Below are 17,002 nucleotides of genomic sequence, written 5' to 3'. Positions count from 1 at the left end.
AGGAAAGACTAGAGTGAACGAATAAATCGGAAGTTTATCCGCTATATTGTATTTATCATTTGCTTATATTGCACATATTATCTAGAGGAAAATGAATACTAAATTTGGAAGCTAAAAGAGGTGATATAAATGAAACAGTGTCCGTTGTGTAATTCATTTAAAGAATTGGAATTGTATTGCCCGGATTGCGGTTCCCAATTAGATGATTCGGGCAAAGTATCCGATTTTTTAGATCCATACGGCCATTATAACGATGAAGAAACAGTAAAGATGGGGACGGCTATCCGAACACAGCGAGAGATCAGATTTGTCCCCATGTAATGTATTGTCATAATTGTGGATATGATGAGGTAAAGCTTGTTCAAGAAGAGTAGCGGATGAATCTGTATGTTTCTTTATTTCCTGCGCCTGTATGATTAGCAGTAGCACCTGCACAACTGATAATAACCACAACGATCTGTCTTGCTGTGGTTGTTATTTGATCGTTTGCTTTTCATCTTCCGGTTGTTTAATCATGGCATAGGCAAGATACACTATCAGCCCAACAAACAAACCGGTACCAGCTAAAATATAAACGATTGTAAACACCTTGCCAAACGCTGTTTGAGGCTCAAAATTAGGATGGCCAACTGTACTGAGCGTCACAACGCAAAAATAAAGAGCTTCTATTATACTTAACCCTTCTTGCTTAACATAAAAGATCGTTCCCGATAGTAAAAAAATCAACACTAAAGTGAAAAGCACTTGAAAGTTCTTCAATTTAAAAGCATGTTTTAGGGCTTTTAAAAATCGTTTTAAAGTTAGCAAAAAAGAAATCATTATTACTTCTTATCCCCTTTATGTGGCAAAAGTTTGTTTAATGTAAAAAATTATACTATATGTGAAAGTATGCGCTATAACAAAAAATAACAAACAAGTGAACAAAAATCGGCGAATTGAAGAATGGAAGAGCACTTGGTTTAAATGGAACAGCCAGTATTTGTAGTGAATGTGACAGTGGAATTTTTATTGAGAGAGAATCTTACCCAAATAAAATAAGAGAACCCGCTGACTAGTTAGATCTTCAGCGGGTTGTTATCCTCTCTATAGATTATAAGAACAGAGGAAATAGTGTTAAAGTTTACTCATCTCTCGCAAGCAATGCCATCTTTATCTCTGTCAAGCTTTGAATTTGACTTATAAAGGGCTGCAGATACTGTGGGCTTATACTTAGTTTTGCCGCCTTTATTTTTTACCTTGGCGTCTTTGGCGACTCCACCTTGATAGGATTTGTTTAGTTCCGTACAGTTTTTGTAAGATTTTGCCGCTGCATCCACAGTGGAAGGAGTGACGGCTGAAACTCCTAATATTAGGGACGAAGATAAGATTACTGTAGCAATACGATTCATAATAAATCGGCTCCTTTAATTCATGTGTAGTTACCTCTTAAAAATCCAATCATCTTTATTGCACTCCAGCTAATTTTTTAGCAATTCTATCTAAACTTTACACATAAAAGATGAAATGTACTTTCTTCCATTTTCCTACAACTTAATTGGGGATTCCAGATCATTTTTTCGTCAAATAACGACAAAAGGTCTAGAGGGGAGATAGTTTATTGGGTTTATATGCCTGATTTTGCGCAGATAAAGCTAGGGGCATAACCTAGTCTCTCTTGTATTTCGTGACCTGGGGAGTCATTGGTGAAGATTGTATCAATTGAACAGAACAACGAAGACGAATTAGCGATTATTTTTTAGTAAAGGGATGATTGGTTTAACGACGTGAAGAGGGATAGACGAAAGGAAGGGGCGAAAATCAGAAATACGCTCAGAGATCATACTGATGAAGCAGTGTTCCAAGTGTAAGTATCTAGGGAAGCAATTGAACATGAAGATTGAGGAATAGTGGACATAAGCGGTGTGAAACATTACAAAAAGCACACGAATAGTGTACTAAAAGGTCATTCATCCTCTGGCACTCTTTTTCTAAATTTTAACGGAAAATGCTTAGATTACATGCTGTTACGCAGTTCATAAAACATACGAAGGAGGGGAGGGTATGCAACTTATTTTAAATGATTGTTGTAGACATTGCTTGTTTTGGTTTGAGAAGCAACATGCAGATGTTATGTAGATGGATAATCGAGAATTTACCGATACATTATGCGATGAACGGATAGTATAAATCAAACTAGACATTATAGCAGAATTTCGAAATCGGCTATTAACGATGGAGCATTTTATGTAGTTGTCTTTGATCTGTCGTATTTGTGAAAGGCTAGCGAAGATCCATGGTTGGCCAAAAAATATGGAAAGCTTAATGACTTGCAGCAATTGGATAGTAGGAAAGGTTTCAATAAGTGTATGCGCGTTCTTAAAACAAATAGAGAGTAGAGCGAGGATCAAATAAAATTACACGAAATTGAGAATGAACAGCTCATGATAAATACCCTGCTTAGTAGCAGGGCAGTATTCATCTATGGCTTTAATCGCTGCTGGCTGATCCACCAGTCAATGTGATCTAAATTAAAAACAATGAGGTGTTTTAAAGGTCTGAGGTGAGGAAGTTCCTTTTTTAATAATAGATCGTTGACCTGTTCTTCCGTAAGTGGAAAATCCACGAATTCTAAATAAGCGATTAAATTCTTTATGCCATGAACTTTTCTCATGTAATCACCTCCCACCGGGTTTTCCTTATTCAAACCAAATAAAGAAAGCTCAGTGCTAGATATTAGATGAGAAAGCTTAATAACTTGGTACCCCTTTTTCTATAAAATACACATATAACTTATGAATGTACTTTTATGGCGTAGTACTTTAATGGAGTCACAGATCAAGCCTTTTCCTTTCTCATTCTACAATTTTAAATGGAGCAGCAAGTGCGCCTATAAGAGCTTGGTATTCACCCGGTGTAAGCTCGTAATTTAGATCATCAACATTAAGGCTTAAGGATGATACTTCATTTGGAGGATGAATCATTCCTTGCTCTGTGAAGCCTTTTGCTTTCATTGGCACCTTGCGCCATATACCGTCTACCTTTTTTACAAGAAACACGTGAGCACCTGTCATGTATTCTTTATCACTTTCATTATAGATCTCGACAGTGATCGCCTTCACTGCAGCTGGGTACTTAGCTTTCTCAGTTTTGATAGTAACCCTATTTTCCGAGTTAGAGTGCTTTTGAGCAGGATATTTTTCTAGGTTCGATTCATTTATTTGGCATCCAGTGGAAACGAGGAGTAACGCTGCGAGACATTGACGAACAGTTCGGTTGTTCTAAGTCATTGTAGTTCGGTGAAAAAAGTGAGGTTCCACTATTCCGTTTTATTCTTCCAAGTAAGGAAGTAAATGGTATAATAAGTGTGTACATAGAGTGGGGGTTATTAAAATGAACAAGATTAAAAAATTGTTGGTATCTGGGATTGCGGCAGCCGGACTCCTCATCTCCGGCGTGTCATTTAATATAGAGGCGGCTACAATCAAAACTGATAGAGTCGTTGCTTTTGGGGACAGTAACACGTCTGGATCATATTTGCCGAAAGAGTTCCCGGATTATCCTGATCGCAACTGGCCTAACGTTGCAGGTGTGATCAATAAAGGCGTAAGCGGAAATACAACAGATCAAGCCATAAAGAGATTTAAGAAAGATGTGCTAGACCTAAATCCAGCAGTTGTTGTAATTATGTTTGGACTAAACGATGCATTGATTAACCCTAAAACTGGACAACCACAAGTTAGTAAGGCTCAGTTTGAAAGAAATCTTGCCAGCATGGTCTTACAGTTAAAAGAAAGACCTGCTAAAGTCATATTGATGACTAATCTGCCTGTGAATGAGGGAGTATATTATCAATTCCATTCAGCAAGCAATCCTAAAGTGAGAGCATTATACGCTGATAAGGGCGGCCTACGCAAATGGGAGAACAGCTATAACGATGTGATCCGAAAAGTGGCAAAGGTACACAAGGTTCAACTCGTAGATAACTATGCGAATGCCGTATTGAAAGCTGGAAATGCGACAGATACAAAGATTTCAAAAAGCGGGTTAGTTGATCCGCTGCTAGGCTTCCATTGGACGCCAAAAGGACATAGCATGGTCGCTTATTCTGTAAACTACTATTTAAATAAGATGTTTCCCTACGTGTAAATAAAAATTCACTATATCACATGAAAAAATTCGACTTCTTCACTCCGCTAGAACGATCTATAATGTGGAAAATATAAAAACTTAATACACAGCCTAACAGAAAAATCAAGGGCACTAAAACTTTAAGGCAGGTTGCAACTGCTTGATTGTTTGGAACCCTCCTTTATTTTAGAAAATAGTATAAAAAGCAGCGAGTGGCTATAACATATCATCTTGCTGCAGCGCTTGGACCATCTGAGCATTGGAGATTTGAAACAAAGGTTGAGAAAAATCCTGCGTTAAATCAGGATTTTTCTTTTTTGTTGTGATAAGGTAAAACTCCATTCATCTTTCTTTGCTAAGGGCCAGGTTGTGGGGTAACCCGGTTGATGGATTTGAAAACGGATTGTGAAGAATTCCATTTGAACTATCAAGATATACTAGCAATCCAAGGAAATAAGTTGAATTTAAATAATAAATACAGTGGAACTCACTCATTATTAATTAACGAACATAAACTTACATAATCAATTCCGTATAGAGGTGGATGTATATGCCTAAAAGTGACAATCTACTAGCAATTCTATGGATGCTTAGTTCAGGTAAAAAAGTTACTGCAAAACAAATTTCAGAAAAGCTAGAGATGAATATAAGAACGGTGTACCGTTATATTGATACACTTTCAACAAGTGGCGTACCTATCATTTCAGACACAGGCCATAACGGTGGATATACTTTATTGAACAATTTTCTTGAAGCTCCTCTTTTTTTTGATTTTGAGGAGCAAACCGCCCTATGTCATGCTGCTATTTTTGCAGAAGAAGCCGGATATTATGGAGGTGAAGCACTAAAAAGGGCTATTTCAAAGCTAAGCAAATATTCAAATCAAGAGCAAGAGACAAAAATAAACCAACATGTAACCAGTCTTGAAGTAATACGTCGATTAAGTTCGCTTTCTATGGAACCTTTGTTAAAGGACTTGGAGCAGGCCGTAGCTGACGGATACTCTGTGAAAATTCTATACAACAGAAGTGGCGAAGAGCAATCAAAGTACAGGTTGGTTGATCCATACAGAATGATTTATTGGAATAATAAGTGGTATGTGATTGGATTTTGTCACCTTAGGAATGACATCCGTAGTTTTAAAATAGAGCGGATTGAAAATCTAATGTTGACCGAAAATAAATTTACTCGACCAGAAGAACTTTCCGCACGTGACGTTTTTATGAAAAACCTTCTTCCAACGATAGAAAATAAGAAAGAGATTATTTCTTTGGTTATAAATGGAGAGGCAAGGGCGTTGAGTGATGTTTGCGGACATTGGTTTTTAGAACATTATTTACAAGAACGAACTTCAAATCAAGCAGTATTTCTTCTTGAAAAAGATATCCTCCATACATATGTACCTTACTTACTTTTACCGTACGGTCAATCTATCGAAGTTATTCAGCCAATAAGCCTTAAGGAGCGGCTTATTGACATTCTGTCGGAATTAATAAAATTTCATCAAGTAAGATAACTTCCCTGACATTAGCTGTCAGGGAAGTTATCTTATAATAAGCTATATTACTTGTGATTGGAGTGTTATTAGATGCAGACCCCAAAAGTTTATCTTTATGTATTCAATACAATGTCAGACTGGGAATACGGATATTTAATTGCCGAACTACACTCAGGGAGATATTTCAAAAAAGATGTAGCGCCTTTAAAAGTAGTTACAGTAGGAGCGAATAAAGAAATGATTACTACGATGGGAGGACTGAGCATAAAACCAGATATTTCCCTTAATGAGTGTACTCTTGAGAGGAAAGATCTTTTAATTTTACCTGGAGGGAACACGTGGGGAGAAGAGCTTCATCAATCTATCCTGCAAAAAACTGGTGAAGCTTTAGAACTCGGCACTATTGTTGCTGCCATTTGCGGTGCAACGGAGGGTCTCGCAAACATGGGATACCTAGATTCTAGAAAGCATACAAGTAATAACTTGGAATATATGAAAATGGTTTGTCCTAATTACAATGGAGAAAAATTTTATGAGGGAAGATCCGCGGTATCCGATGAGAATTTGGTTACTGCCTCAGGAGTAGCTCCTCTGGAATTCGCAATGGAAGTACTGAAAAAACTAGATGTATGTGCACCAGATACATTACATTCCTGGTATAACCTACATAAGACTCATCAACCTGAATACTTCTTTCAATTGATGAATTCAGTAAATGAATGAGTTAATAAAATTAACTTAGCAAATTTATACGAATTTAAATAATTGCCATGCTTGAAATTATGTTAAATCCTAATTTTTGTATACAACTTAAAAATATTTATGGAAGTAAAAAATCACATTAAATCTTTTTGAACGACGGTGGGCTTTTTCTTTGGGAATGAGGATGAAATGGTCTTCAAGAATCGGGCGCTTTAGTTGAGCCAGATAATTACTTACAGACTGATCGGTTTTTGCTGTTCAGTCTATTTTTCTTAATAAGCCTTCTCCTATGGAGAAGGCAAAGGTTTATTGATTTTCAAGGATTTAAAGTTTCCTGAATGCAATGATCAAAATGGATTACACGGCATTTACTCCTATGGTGGCCCCTGACATCCAGAATCGTTTCCGTATCCCTATAAAAAAAATAAATAAATGCAGAAAGATAGAAGTCAATAAGTGTATAATGATAAAAAGTTTTCACCTTCCTAGAGAGTAAAGGAGGTTTATAGGACAGCTAATGATTTTTTATAGTGAATACAAGGAATATAAGAATAGATAGTTAAAAGAGACAGGCGGGCGCTATTCGTTTCTATTACAAAAACGAAAGAGCTGCCCGTTTGTTTTTCAAAAATATATAAGCAGGTGTTAATGTGAAAAGAAGATTGTTGGATATTTTAACGATTATGGTAGGGTCCTTTATTTTTGCTTTGGCGATTAATGTTCTTATCATTCCTACTAACCTTGGAGAAGGCGGAGTAACGGGGGTTGCGCTTATCTTCTATTATTTGTTCGAATGGTCTCCTGGACTTGTAACCCTCGTGGTAAACAGCCTTTTAATTGTGATTGGCTATAAATTTTTAAGCAAGACCTCTGTTCTTTACACGATTATTGCTGTTATTTTTAACTCTCTCTTTCTCCATATAAGCCATGATTGGCGGGTAGAGGCATCGGATATGCTGGTGAATGCGATATTTGGCGGCGTTCTTGCAGGACTCGGCATCGGGATGGTGATTAGAACAGGCGGGACAACAGCTGGGTCCACGATTCTTGCCCGCATTGCCAATAAATATTTCGGATGGAGTATCAGCTACGGGTTGCTGTTCTTTGACCTAATTGTAGTATTTTCCTCATACTTTATCATCGGAACAGAGCGTTTGATGGTCACGATTGTCATGCTTTATGTCGGAACAAAAGTTATGGACTTTATTGTGGAAGGAATGAATCACAAAAAAGCGGTCACCATCATCTCGAAGAGTCATGAAGAAATTGCTGAGAAAATTAACCAAAAAACACATCGAGGCATCACGGTATTGACAGGATACGGCTATTACACGAAAGATGATAAAAAAATCCTTTATGTCATTATTCATAAACAAGAGGTGCTGATGCTTAAGAAAATTGTGAAAGCCATTGATGATGAAAGTTTTGTGGCCATCCATGATGTGCGGGATGTTATCGGAAAAGGATTTATGGACAGTGCAAATGTGTAAATAACAAAAACAGGCGAAAATATCTTTATTAAAAAGGGATAGAATCAGCGAAGCTGTCACCCCCATAGGAAGTGTCAAATTAATAATAAGTTGTTTAAGGTTTCAAAATTAAATATCCTATACGCTGGACATTTCAAACCATTAGTTTTAAAGATCATCTTCTTATCAGGTGAGGAAATTTTATTATCTGGGGAGAATGATACAAACAGTGCATGGAGCGTCCAATTTGATAGTAAAATTATCGATATATTTACATTCCTTCATTGAGCACCCTTTAGGGTGCTTTTTTCTATGCTCTAACACACGATTATTACCCCGAGCATGGCTGGCGGCACCCGGGGGTTGACGAAAGATTGTATGGGGTTCTTTTAACTATTTTTAAGTGAATGTGAGAAATAGTCATCAGAGGGGTCTCCAGGAAGTGTATCATGATCGAGCACTTTAGATTGATATATTAAATCAGAAACCGTAACACATTGATAGCCGGATTTGTCTAAATAATCCAGTATCTTGTCTAATGCCCGAATGGTTTGAGTGCGATTGCCGCCAGCATCGTGAAGGAGAATAATATCGCCAGACCGCAAATGTTTAATCACGTGATTGCTAATTTTGTTTGCAGGCAGTCGAAGCCAATCTTTAGGATCCTGATGCCAAGACCACATGACGACAAGATGGTTCTTGTCAGCAGCTGTGTTCATGATGGAGTCATTATACATGCCTCCAACAGGGCGATAAAGTGTGGTTTCCTGGCCCGTGATTTTTTTTACCGTTTGAGCGGTTAAATCGATCTCTCTTTTTAACTTTTTTACGCTCTTGCTTCTGTCATAAATATGGGTATACGTATGGTTGCCCACCTCATGGCCTTCTTTCACCGTTCTTTTTAAAACATCAGGATATTTATTTGCATTTTTCCCGGTGACAAAAAAAGTGGCTTTTGCCCTATGCTTAGCCAAAACATCCAGTATTTGCGGAGTGTAGGTTGGGCTTGGGCCATCGTCAAAAGTGATGGCTACAACTTTCTTTTTAGTAGCCGTTTCCCATATGGCTTGACCTGACTTCTCATATTCCTGACGACTGCTCATATGGGCATCTGCAGACAATACAATGGAAAAGCAACCAATAAAAAGAGTGCAAAAAAAGACCATATATTTCAGCAAACCACATCGCCTCCAGCTTGAGATAGGATGTTGAATTGAATACAGATACAAACAGCTGGTTTTACATTACACATTGAGCAAGCATTGTCTATACATGTATTTACAAAATAAAGAGAAACCATAGAAGCCGGGAAGGTTCCCGGCTAACCAAAAGCAATTTTGAATAAAGCAATGAGGGTATCTACCTTGATTATAGTTAGTGTCTCTCTCTAAAAAGAAAACATACAAAAAACAAGGATGTCTGTGACCTGCTAGATGGAGGTTCAGGTGAGACCTTTCCACAGTTAAAAGGAATGATTAAAAATAACCACTTAAAATTAATAAAATTGTTCCTAAATGAATGGCTAAAACAAAGGCCCGTTATTATGGAGAAGAATAAAGGAGAACTATTCCATTTAATAATTGAATGATTCATTCGGAGCCCTGTCGAAGAAGGAGTTGAGTTCATTTGAAAAGAGGGGAGGTGAAACCTTTTACATCTTGATTAAAAAGCTGGACTTCATTTTGAAGTCCAGCTTTGTTTTTACTTCGTCCTCTAGAGGAGCAAGGTGATACAGTCTAGGCCCTTTTTCAATTTTATTTGTCGCGAATAGTCAAGATATATTTTCCATGTACTAAGAGTAAAACAATACACATAGCGATGATGGAAAACAACTGTGAATTCTGTGAGAGCATGGAGTAGATGACAGCGGCTGCAATTGCAACTGTCAGCGCAATGCTTAATAAGTTATACGATTTATATAAACCATGCATAATAATATGTTTTTCCCCTTCATCAGAGATTTCCAAAAGCTTTTCCGAAAACTGCGTGTCAGAAAGAGGGGGATCTCACGATCGGGATACACAAATTTCATTAACTGAATCATATAGGCAGTAAACGCATAACCGACAATCAACAGAATAATTGATAGGATAACCAAGACTATATCCATTTTACAAACAAGGGTGAAACTTAACGCTAAAAACGATAAAACGGTACTGGATTGAGCAAATAAGGAGTAGTCTGAAAACTTTTTATATTTTAGTTCCCCAGCGGCATCTTCTTCCTCACCCGTAAGCTCTGTGTTATGCAACTGTTTAATTTGTTTGCATAACAGCAAGCTCCATCCCAGCAGGATAACGTTTAGAGAAAACAAGCAAATAACGGCGGGTTTTGCGTAATGTAAAAAATCAATGGTAGAAAAGTTCAGGGCGCTAATTGCTATAATAAATCCCACTATGGCTCCGATCAACAGTTGCTTGATTATTTTCATTTATAATTCATCCTCCTCAAAGAAAAATACATTTTCTACAGGCTCCCGGAATATCCGTGAAATACGAACGGCAATTAAGAGAGAAGGGATGAACTCTTCGCGTTCGATTAAACTAATTGTTTGTCTAGAAACTTTTGCCAGTTTGGCGAGCTGTGTTTGGTTCAAGCCATCCCGAGCTCTTAATTCCTTAAGACGACTTTTCATAAAATTTCACCTCTTGCCATTGATTGTAAAGTATAATGGTCATTTTGATAAGTGTATTTGTCGAAAATGGTGGTATAGTAGTCAAATTATAAGGACGCTCTATTGGTTTGAGGGGTTCTGCGCTTAAGGGATATAGATGAAGAGAAGGGTTTAGGAGAGCTTGTTATCAAGTAGTAGACATAAATAAGAGACAATTTTCTGCTTATCCATTCAACCCTCTTTTTTAAAGTGCTAATTTTCATTGTCTTGCAAGTAATATTATAGTATTATTGTCACACATTCCCAAGGCATCTAGGAAGACTAGACTATAAGAAAAGAGGGGGTACTTTATGAGTACTACAATAAATAAAAGCACACAAGTATTGGATTCAGCGGCTGTGCTATCATCACTTGAAACGAATCTTGCCATGATAGAGTTTGATATTAATGGCAAAGTGATATGGGCAAATAAGAATTTTGCGCAGGTATTAGACTATGATGTGAATGAATTAGGTCATATGATGCATAAACAATTTTGTACGGCGGAATTTAGAGAAAGCGAAGAGTATGTTGAACTGTGGAATAATTTACGGGCTGGAAAGAAGTTTCAAGAAAAGATACAGAGAGTAGGGAAAAATGGAAAACTCATTTGGCTAGAAGCTACCTACATCCCCATCTTAAATGAAGAGCGGAGGGTAGACGCTGTTCTTAAAATTGCTACTGATATTACAGAGCGAGAAATTAAAACAGAGAGTGTAGTTTCTAAGTTAAACAATGTGTCCACAGAACTTGGCGATTTGGTTGTTGCAAAGTCTAAAGAAAATATGCAAGCTCTTCAGTCATTAAAAGAACAAACTACATTGATCAGTGAGCTATCTAAAACAATCAAGAATATTTCCTCACAGACGAACATGTTAGCTTTAAATGCTGCTATAGAGGCAGCACGTGCTGGTGAGCACGGAAAAGGTTTTAAAGTGGTAGCTGATGAAGTTCGAAAATTAGCAGGAAATGTTTCAGATGCTATCGTTAAAGTGAATAATAACGTTGAGAATATAACCCAAGAAGTGGTGAAGGTAAGTGACATCACAGAGAACTTGCAAAGCTTAGTAACGGAGACTCAATTGAAAATTAGTGAAACGATGAAAGAGTTCAAAAATATTAACGAATAAACGCTCAGTTTAATCAATAAAGTAAATAGGAATGCCTGGCTGCTGGTTTTTGGGATGTGATGGGATATGGCGCAGTGTAAAGCATCTAACAGAACAGGCCTATTTTACGTAAAAAAAGGAAACAGTTGAAATGATCGCAGGAATAATATAACTATTCAGTTAATTTTATATTGACAACTAGAGTTCACTCATATAGTATGGCATATAATTACATAATGAAAAAGCGAAGATTGGAAATAGTAGGAGGTTTATAATCTTTTCAGAGAGTCGATGGTTGGTGAAAATCGACAGTTATGGCCTTTGAACTCATCCAAGAGCTGCTCCCTGAACACACGAAGTAAGTAGGGGGTGCCGGATTTCTCCCGTTATGCAGATAGGTGGTGATGGCCATCGAAAATGAGAGGGTTAATGTAGTTTGATTAACCAATTAGAGTGGTACCGCGAGCAAAGCCTCGTCTCTATATTTTATAGAGACGAGGCTTTTTTTATAAATTAATGATGTTAAAGGAGTGTTTTTTACATGACAAGGAAAATTTGGGTATTTGATACGACTTTAAGAGACGGAGAACAAGTTCCGGGCGCAAAATTAAATTTATACGAAAAACTGGAAGTTGCCAAGCAATTAAAAAACCTCCAGGTAGACATCATTGAAGCGGGATTTCCTTCTTCATCGGCTGGCGATTTTAATGCCGTGAAAGAAATTGCCATGAAGGTAGGAAACACAGATGAGGTAATGATTACAGCATTAGCAAGAGCCGTACAGTCTGATATTGATGCGGTATATAATAGTGTGAAATATGCGGAAAGCCCGCTTATCCATATCGTGTTAGGCACATCAGATGTTCACTTAGATAAGAAGTTTGGCAAGTCGAAAAGTCAAATTTTGGACATGGGGGTGGATGCTGTCAAATACGCCAAAACACTTCTTCCGAATGTCCAGTACTCTACAGAAGACGCGTCACGCTCAGATTTTGAATATTTGTGGGCAACGATAGAAGCTGTTGTAAAAGCAGGAGCCACAATGATTAATGTGCCTGACACGGTTGGCTTTGCAGAGCCGGAAGAGTTTGGTGAATTAATATACAAATTAAATGATCGCTTGAAAAATTTAAATGACCGAACACTTTTAAGTGTCCATTGCCATAATGATCTTGGAATGGCTACTGCCAATACGTTAGCGGCAATCAAAAATGGGGCGGATAAAGTGGAATGTACGATCAATGGAATTGGAGAGCGTGCAGGAAATGCAGCATTGGAAGAGGTGATAATGGCGATAAACACACGTGCGGAAGTTTATCGAGTCCACACGAACATTAATACAAAAGAGATAATGAATACTTCAAGAATGGTAAGTGGATTTATGGGGCTCGATGTACAAGTAAATAAAGCGATTACAGGAGAGAATGCTTTTGCTCATTCTTCAGGCATCCATCAGGATGGTTTAATCAAGTCAAGAGATACTTACGAAATCATCAATCCGGTTGCAGTGGGGTTAGATGACATGGAGCTTGTATTAACCGCTCGTTCTGGTCGGCATGCTGTGAAAACGGCAATTGAAAAATTGGGCATCCATCAGTTTACCGATGTGAAATTTGAAGAAATCTTTGCCGCTTTCCTTGAGTTAGCTGATGTTAAAAAAGAGGTGTATAATCATGACTTATATGTGATTATTGAAAACTGTTATAAAAAATATAACAGTCAGGAAATCCATCCATATAGCGACAATTTCTATGAGCTAATGGATCTGCAGGTCATCAGTAATACCAATTTCCCATCCGCCAGTGTAGAGTTGAAGAAAGCGAATCAAACAATAAAAGGCAGTGCCGTAGGTTCCGGCCCAATTGATGCACTATATTCTGCAATCAGCAATATATGTGATTTAGATATTAAGCTAATTCAATATGATATAAAGAGCATTTCAAGAGGCAAAGAAGCATTAGGAAAAGTGAAAATTCAAGTGGAGTTCAGAGGAGAAAAATATATCGCCAAAGCATCAGATACCGATATCCTAAAAGCAAGTGCCGAAGCCTACATTAATGCCATCAATAGCATCGTTATCGATCATTTACTTCCAGTGAAATGATTAATGGGTGAATGTAATAGCTACTTGAGAGCCGAAGAGGTGGGAGGGGCCGTAACAGGCGATAAAAACTAAAGTCATTTTTAGATGGGGAGGCCTTCTGTACTTCCGGATTCGTCAAAGGTTGTTGATAAAGAGGGAGGGGAAGAAGTCTAGGATACTAATTTCTTTAGGTGGAATGAGACGATGGAAAGAGGGTTTTTCCCCTCTTTTCCCTTCTTTTAGAAGGGACTTATTTTCAATTTAAATTGTTTTTTGTATGTCATTCTTCTTGCATCGTATCGAGTTTAATCAGGAGATGAAAGGGATTTTCCTCGCTTTGTTCTATTCGTTATTTTCTTTCTTTATCCCTTCACTTGTTCAGTTATGTATTAATACAAAAAGTTTGATCTACGGTTACCTTAATGAGGTTTTGATAATCCCATCCAAAGTGCTTTGAACGGACCGCTGGAGAGAGGCTGTTTATTCACAATTGTGATGTGTGCCAAAAGATGCGAGTACCAGCATTTTTCCAACCGCAAGCTTATCAAAAAGATCGAGTCTGCCCGTGATGAAAACGGTATTATTTTTAGAAACGACATGCTAAAATGAGAAAAAATGAATAAAAAGGCAGGACTTTTTTTGTATGGCTAATTCTAAAGTAATGACAGTCATGGAAAGAATAGCAAAACTATACCGACATAAGGATTATATGGACGATAAGAGCTTTGTTAAAACGAATCATATTTTTTTATTGCATAGATTGAAAATAGCATCCATTATTTTGCTGATTTTATACGCTTATTATTTATATGTGGATGTTATTTTGGTTAATGATTTAAAAGATCCTAGTTTTAGATACACGCTGATCGCGCTCCATTCTGCTGGTTTTCTCTTATCGATTTTGTATCTTTATTTTTACCGCAAGATAAAAAATAAAGGATTCATTTTCACATCTATGTGGCCCGCTTTCCTTATTAATACGTACGTTATATTTTATGTTTTCATGGGAGCAATGGCTTCTATTAATAGTCAAAGATTCACTGGAAATGTTGATGCTTATGCGATTATTCTGATTAGTGTAGCTGTCATACTTCCTATAAAGCCTAAACATGCATTTTTCATTTTTTTGTTTAACCATGCGGCTTTTCTTATAGGCCTTTATATGGTGAATGAAGATAAATACACTCTTATAGCCAAACAAATCAATACAACCATTGCAGCAATTATAGCCTTTTTTATTGTTCTGACGTTTTATGCAAATCGAAGAAGCCAGTTTATTCATAAATTAAAAATAAAAGAAAACGAAGCAAGCTTTCGGAAGTTATTTGAAGTCAATCCGTATCCGCTGCTTCTTACTACAATCAGTGATGGCAAGATTGTGTTGATTAATCAAAGAGCCATCGATTTTTATCAGCATTCATTTGGACAGATAGAGCCATTTGAAGGAAATCTGATTTATAACAATTTAGAAGAGAGATTCTTCATTGTTAAACAACTTAGTAAATACGGCAGCATCAAAAATCATATTGTCGAGCAAAATATATCTCCTGGCGTGACTAAATGGCTTTCTGTAAACTATGAATTGATTGAACATGAAAATGAGAAGCATATTTTAGCTGGAGTAACTGATATAACGAATTTTAAAAAAGTAGAAGCTGAACTGAGAAGGCATGCCTCGGTAGATATTCTTACCGGCGTAATAAACAGGAGGAGCGGCACGGAAATTTTACAGAATGCCCAAAAACAACATAAAGAATTTATTTTGTGCTTTATTGATATAAACAATCTAAAAGAGGTGAACGATAAATACGGTCATTCAGAAGGAGATGAATTGATTAAGTCGGTTTGTCAGGAAATAACAAAGCATATAGAAAAAGAAGATGTTTTCTTTCGGTATGGCGGGGATGAGTTTATTATCGTCTTTTTAATAAGCAAATGTCTGCGGTCCATAAAGTATGGGATGACATCCTTGTTGCTTTTGGTGAAATGAACGAATCACACAATAAGCCGTACAGCGTCTCAGTCAGCCATGGTTTTTGCTATTATGAATCAGGGACGGATATTTCTTTGGAAGAAGCGATTAACCTTGCTGATACAGACATGTATAAAGAAAAATCTAAATCTAAACAAAGTAAAATTTCTATATAGAGCAGAGTACATGTCCTGTTTTTTATAAAGGGATACATCCGAATGAACGGATGTTTTTTTACTTCTCTTTCAATTGTCTGCAAACAGGTGATAATTTTGAAGCAGAAAAATAAACATAGAACCGCTCAATCATCTTAGCTATTGAGCGGCAGCATGTATCTCTTCTTATTTTTTTACAGCGTGAATATAATGAATCGTTTCAAATGAAGTTAAATAATCCGTTCGGTGACTGAAAAATTGTTCATTTATTTGAGCTGGTGATAAGTGCTCATAAATAAGCAACCCTACCTCTTCTAATAACCTCTCAATTTCAGCGTAAGAGAAGCATGATTTCATAGGTTCTCCGCTGGCAGCGGCCATTTCCACCATGTTCGCTACTCTATTCGATAATCCTTTTTCCTTAAACAGTTTTTCGTCTGCATAATCAAATACGATCGAGCTGCCTGACGGGATATTTGCAAATAGGTGTTTAAATAATTTTTTTATTTCATTTTTGCTTAAATAATAGGAGACTCCTAACAAACTAAAAAAGGTTTTTTGATCTTTAAACCCTTGTTTGACTAATTCCTCGTTAGAAAACTGTTTCGTAAAATCCATTGGAACGAAGTGAAGATGATTGGGAATTTCTAGGGCTGTACTCGCCAGTCTCTCTTTTTTGAACGCTTGCATAGATGGATGGTCAATTTCAAATATTTCCAGGTTTTCAATTAATTCCGGGTGGCGAAAACAGAACGTATCTAATCCAGCGCCAAGGATCACATATTGTCTGGCACCTAATTTGATTTCATGGTTTAAAACTTTTTCGCAAAATGCTGCTCGTGCTAAGGGAGTAGGAGAAAGCTGGACTTGGGTAATCCATTTTATAATTTCATCTGGATCGTTGTTAAGCCTCTGGGCGATCTCTTTGTTGAAAAAGTAAACGCCTTGAACCATATGCTCTCTAATTTCCGCAAATTCTTTTTTAGAAATGAACTCTTCGGCGATAAAGTCGTCAAAAACTTTAGGTGAGTCATATTTACTATGATAGGCACGGCCAAAGGCTGATATTAAGGCTGTTAAACTTACCTGGTTTTGATTCATACAATTTCTCTCCCTTATAAAATATAATAAGATTCCCCTGGCCAGGGGAATCTTATTATAGACGATCGAATTTTAATTGTAAATTATAGCATAAATAAAATTTTTTGTCAATGATTTCGCTTGTTCTTTCGATGGTCCCTCTTATCAAATAGC

Annotated in this window: 17 protein-coding genes, 1 pseudogene and 1 other annotated feature; of the genes and pseudogenes, 9 read left to right on the top strand and 9 right to left on the bottom strand. The window is 37.0% G+C overall.

Annotation, left to right across the window (positions count from 1 at the left end; genetic code table 11):
- Positions 1 to 129: 129 nt before the first annotated feature.
- Positions 130 to 321 carry a hypothetical protein gene (locus CJ483_RS03950; protein ID WP_259455559.1) on the top strand — a complete coding sequence of 64 codons (192 nt, stop codon included), beginning with the start codon at positions 130 to 132 and terminating at the stop codon, positions 319 to 321.
- Positions 322 to 474: 153 nt separating this feature from the next.
- Here the strand turns inward: CJ483_RS03950 and CJ483_RS03945 are convergent, their stop codons facing one another.
- The 4 genes from CJ483_RS03945 to CJ483_RS03930 all read right to left on the bottom strand — a co-directional run bounded on the left by CJ483_RS03945 (position 475) and on the right by CJ483_RS03930 (position 3,197).
- A complete protein-coding gene (locus tag CJ483_RS03945; protein WP_120032142.1) occupies positions 475 to 819 on the bottom strand; it encodes a potassium channel family protein in 345 nt (114 codons plus the stop codon).
- Positions 820 to 1,124: 305 nt separating this feature from the next.
- A complete protein-coding gene (locus tag CJ483_RS03940; protein ID WP_120032140.1) occupies positions 1,125 to 1,388 on the bottom strand; it encodes an excalibur calcium-binding domain-containing protein in 264 nt (87 codons plus the stop codon).
- Between the two features lie 1,070 nt (positions 1,389 to 2,458).
- A complete protein-coding gene (locus CJ483_RS03935) occupies positions 2,459 to 2,650 on the bottom strand; it encodes a hypothetical protein (protein ID WP_120032138.1) in 192 nt (63 codons plus the stop codon).
- Positions 2,651 to 2,831: 181 nt separating this feature from the next.
- Positions 2,832 to 3,197, bottom strand: a complete 366-nt coding sequence (locus tag CJ483_RS03930) for an immunoglobulin-like domain-containing protein (RefSeq protein ID WP_342754516.1) — start codon at positions 3,195 to 3,197, stop codon at positions 2,832 to 2,834.
- Positions 3,198 to 3,369: 172 nt separating this feature from the next.
- On the opposite strand from CJ483_RS03930, the gene CJ483_RS03925 reads away from it, so the two are divergent.
- The 4 genes from CJ483_RS03925 (at position 3,370) to CJ483_RS03910 (ending at position 7,797) form a co-directional block, all read left to right on the top strand.
- Positions 3,370 to 4,125, top strand: coding sequence for an SGNH/GDSL hydrolase family protein (locus tag CJ483_RS03925; RefSeq protein ID WP_120032134.1), 756 nt, complete (start codon positions 3,370 to 3,372; stop codon positions 4,123 to 4,125).
- Between the two features lie 532 nt (positions 4,126 to 4,657).
- Entirely contained in the window at positions 4,658 to 5,623 is a 966-nt protein-coding gene (locus tag CJ483_RS03920) for a helix-turn-helix transcriptional regulator (protein ID WP_120032132.1), read from the top strand.
- Positions 5,624 to 5,695: 72 nt separating this feature from the next.
- The gene (locus tag CJ483_RS03915; RefSeq protein ID WP_120032130.1) at positions 5,696 to 6,328 is read left to right on the top strand and encodes a type 1 glutamine amidotransferase family protein; all 633 of its coding nucleotides are present in this window, start codon (positions 5,696 to 5,698) and stop codon (positions 6,326 to 6,328) included.
- 629 nt (positions 6,329 to 6,957) lie between these two features.
- Positions 6,958 to 7,797, top strand: a complete 840-nt coding sequence (locus tag CJ483_RS03910) for a YitT family protein (protein WP_120032128.1) — start codon at positions 6,958 to 6,960, stop codon at positions 7,795 to 7,797.
- Between the two features lie 368 nt (positions 7,798 to 8,165).
- On the opposite strand, the gene CJ483_RS03905 is transcribed toward CJ483_RS03910, so the two are convergent.
- The 4 genes from CJ483_RS03905 to CJ483_RS03890 all read right to left on the bottom strand — a co-directional run bounded on the left by CJ483_RS03905 (position 8,166) and on the right by CJ483_RS03890 (position 10,411).
- Complete coding sequence (locus tag CJ483_RS03905) at positions 8,166 to 8,954, bottom strand: polysaccharide deacetylase family protein (RefSeq protein ID WP_259455558.1); 789 nt, start codon at positions 8,952 to 8,954, stop codon at positions 8,166 to 8,168.
- 576 nt (positions 8,955 to 9,530) lie between these two features.
- Positions 9,531 to 9,743, bottom strand: coding sequence for a DUF3169 family protein (locus CJ483_RS25670; RefSeq protein WP_120032126.1), 213 nt, complete (start codon positions 9,741 to 9,743; stop codon positions 9,531 to 9,533).
- A complete protein-coding gene (locus tag CJ483_RS03895; RefSeq protein WP_120032124.1) occupies positions 9,674 to 10,207 on the bottom strand; it encodes a DUF3169 family protein in 534 nt (177 codons plus the stop codon). Before CJ483_RS03895 ends, CJ483_RS25670 begins: the two co-directional genes overlap by 70 nt.
- Positions 10,208 to 10,411, bottom strand: a complete 204-nt coding sequence (locus CJ483_RS03890; protein WP_120032119.1) for a helix-turn-helix transcriptional regulator — start codon at positions 10,409 to 10,411, stop codon at positions 10,208 to 10,210.
- Positions 10,412 to 10,740: 329 nt separating this feature from the next.
- Here CJ483_RS03890 and CJ483_RS25665 point away from each other — a divergent pair.
- The 4 genes and pseudogenes from CJ483_RS25665 to CJ483_RS03875 all read left to right on the top strand — a co-directional run.
- A pseudogene (locus CJ483_RS25665) lies at positions 10,741 to 11,118 on the top strand (PAS domain-containing protein); the annotation flags it as partial.
- Positions 11,119 to 11,214: 96 nt separating this feature from the next.
- Entirely contained in the window at positions 11,215 to 11,559 is a 345-nt protein-coding gene (locus CJ483_RS25660) for a methyl-accepting chemotaxis protein (protein WP_481747733.1), read from the top strand.
- Between the two features lie 217 nt (positions 11,560 to 11,776).
- Positions 11,777 to 12,022, top strand: a binding site (T-box leader).
- A 57-nt stretch (positions 12,023 to 12,079) separates the two neighbouring features.
- On the top strand, positions 12,080 to 13,642 hold the full coding sequence (locus CJ483_RS03880) for a 2-isopropylmalate synthase (protein ID WP_120032115.1): 1,563 nt from the start codon (positions 12,080 to 12,082) through the stop codon (positions 13,640 to 13,642).
- 622 nt (positions 13,643 to 14,264) lie between these two features.
- Positions 14,265 to 15,611, top strand: coding sequence for a sensor domain-containing diguanylate cyclase (locus tag CJ483_RS03875; protein ID WP_120032113.1), 1,347 nt, complete (start codon positions 14,265 to 14,267; stop codon positions 15,609 to 15,611).
- A 323-nt stretch (positions 15,612 to 15,934) separates the two neighbouring features.
- Here the strand turns inward: CJ483_RS03875 and CJ483_RS03865 are convergent, their stop codons facing one another.
- A complete protein-coding gene (locus tag CJ483_RS03865; RefSeq protein WP_120032109.1) occupies positions 15,935 to 16,849 on the bottom strand; it encodes a class I SAM-dependent methyltransferase in 915 nt (304 codons plus the stop codon).
- Positions 16,850 to 17,002: the final 153 nt, after the last annotated feature.

The sequence above is a fragment of the Bacillus sp. PK3_68 genome, from assembly GCF_003600835.1.
In the GTDB taxonomy this organism is placed as follows: domain Bacteria; phylum Bacillota; class Bacilli; order Bacillales; family Domibacillaceae; genus Pseudobacillus.
This window is presented reverse-complemented; position numbering and strand designations above follow the sequence as displayed.

Bases quoted from the DNA above. Each gene is read 5' to 3' on its own strand.
- CJ483_RS03950 (WP_259455559.1), top strand. From the start codon at position 130: ATGAAACAGTGTCCGTTGTGTAATTCATTTAAAGAATTGGAATTGTAT.
- CJ483_RS03945 (WP_120032142.1), bottom strand. From the start codon at position 819: ATGATTTCTTTTTTGCTAACTTTAAAACGATTTTTAAAAGCCCTAAAA.
- CJ483_RS03940 (WP_120032140.1), bottom strand. From the start codon at position 1,388: ATGAATCGTATTGCTACAGTAATCTTATCTTCGTCCCTAATATTAGGA.
- CJ483_RS03935 (WP_120032138.1), bottom strand. From the start codon at position 2,650: ATGAGAAAAGTTCATGGCATAAAGAATTTAATCGCTTATTTAGAATTC.
- CJ483_RS03925 (WP_120032134.1), top strand. From the start codon at position 3,370: ATGAACAAGATTAAAAAATTGTTGGTATCTGGGATTGCGGCAGCCGGA.
- CJ483_RS03920 (WP_120032132.1), top strand. From the start codon at position 4,658: ATGCCTAAAAGTGACAATCTACTAGCAATTCTATGGATGCTTAGTTCA.
- CJ483_RS03915 (WP_120032130.1), top strand. From the start codon at position 5,696: ATGCAGACCCCAAAAGTTTATCTTTATGTATTCAATACAATGTCAGAC.
- CJ483_RS03895 (WP_120032124.1), bottom strand. From the start codon at position 10,207: ATGAAAATAATCAAGCAACTGTTGATCGGAGCCATAGTGGGATTTATT.
- CJ483_RS03890 (WP_120032119.1), bottom strand. From the start codon at position 10,411: ATGAAAAGTCGTCTTAAGGAATTAAGAGCTCGGGATGGCTTGAACCAA.
- CJ483_RS25660 (WP_481747733.1), top strand. From the start codon at position 11,215: ATGCAAGCTCTTCAGTCATTAAAAGAACAAACTACATTGATCAGTGAG.
- CJ483_RS03880 (WP_120032115.1), top strand. From the start codon at position 12,080: ATGACAAGGAAAATTTGGGTATTTGATACGACTTTAAGAGACGGAGAA.
- CJ483_RS03875 (WP_120032113.1), top strand. From the start codon at position 14,265: ATGGCTAATTCTAAAGTAATGACAGTCATGGAAAGAATAGCAAAACTA.
- CJ483_RS03865 (WP_120032109.1), bottom strand. From the start codon at position 16,849: ATGAATCAAAACCAGGTAAGTTTAACAGCCTTAATATCAGCCTTTGGC.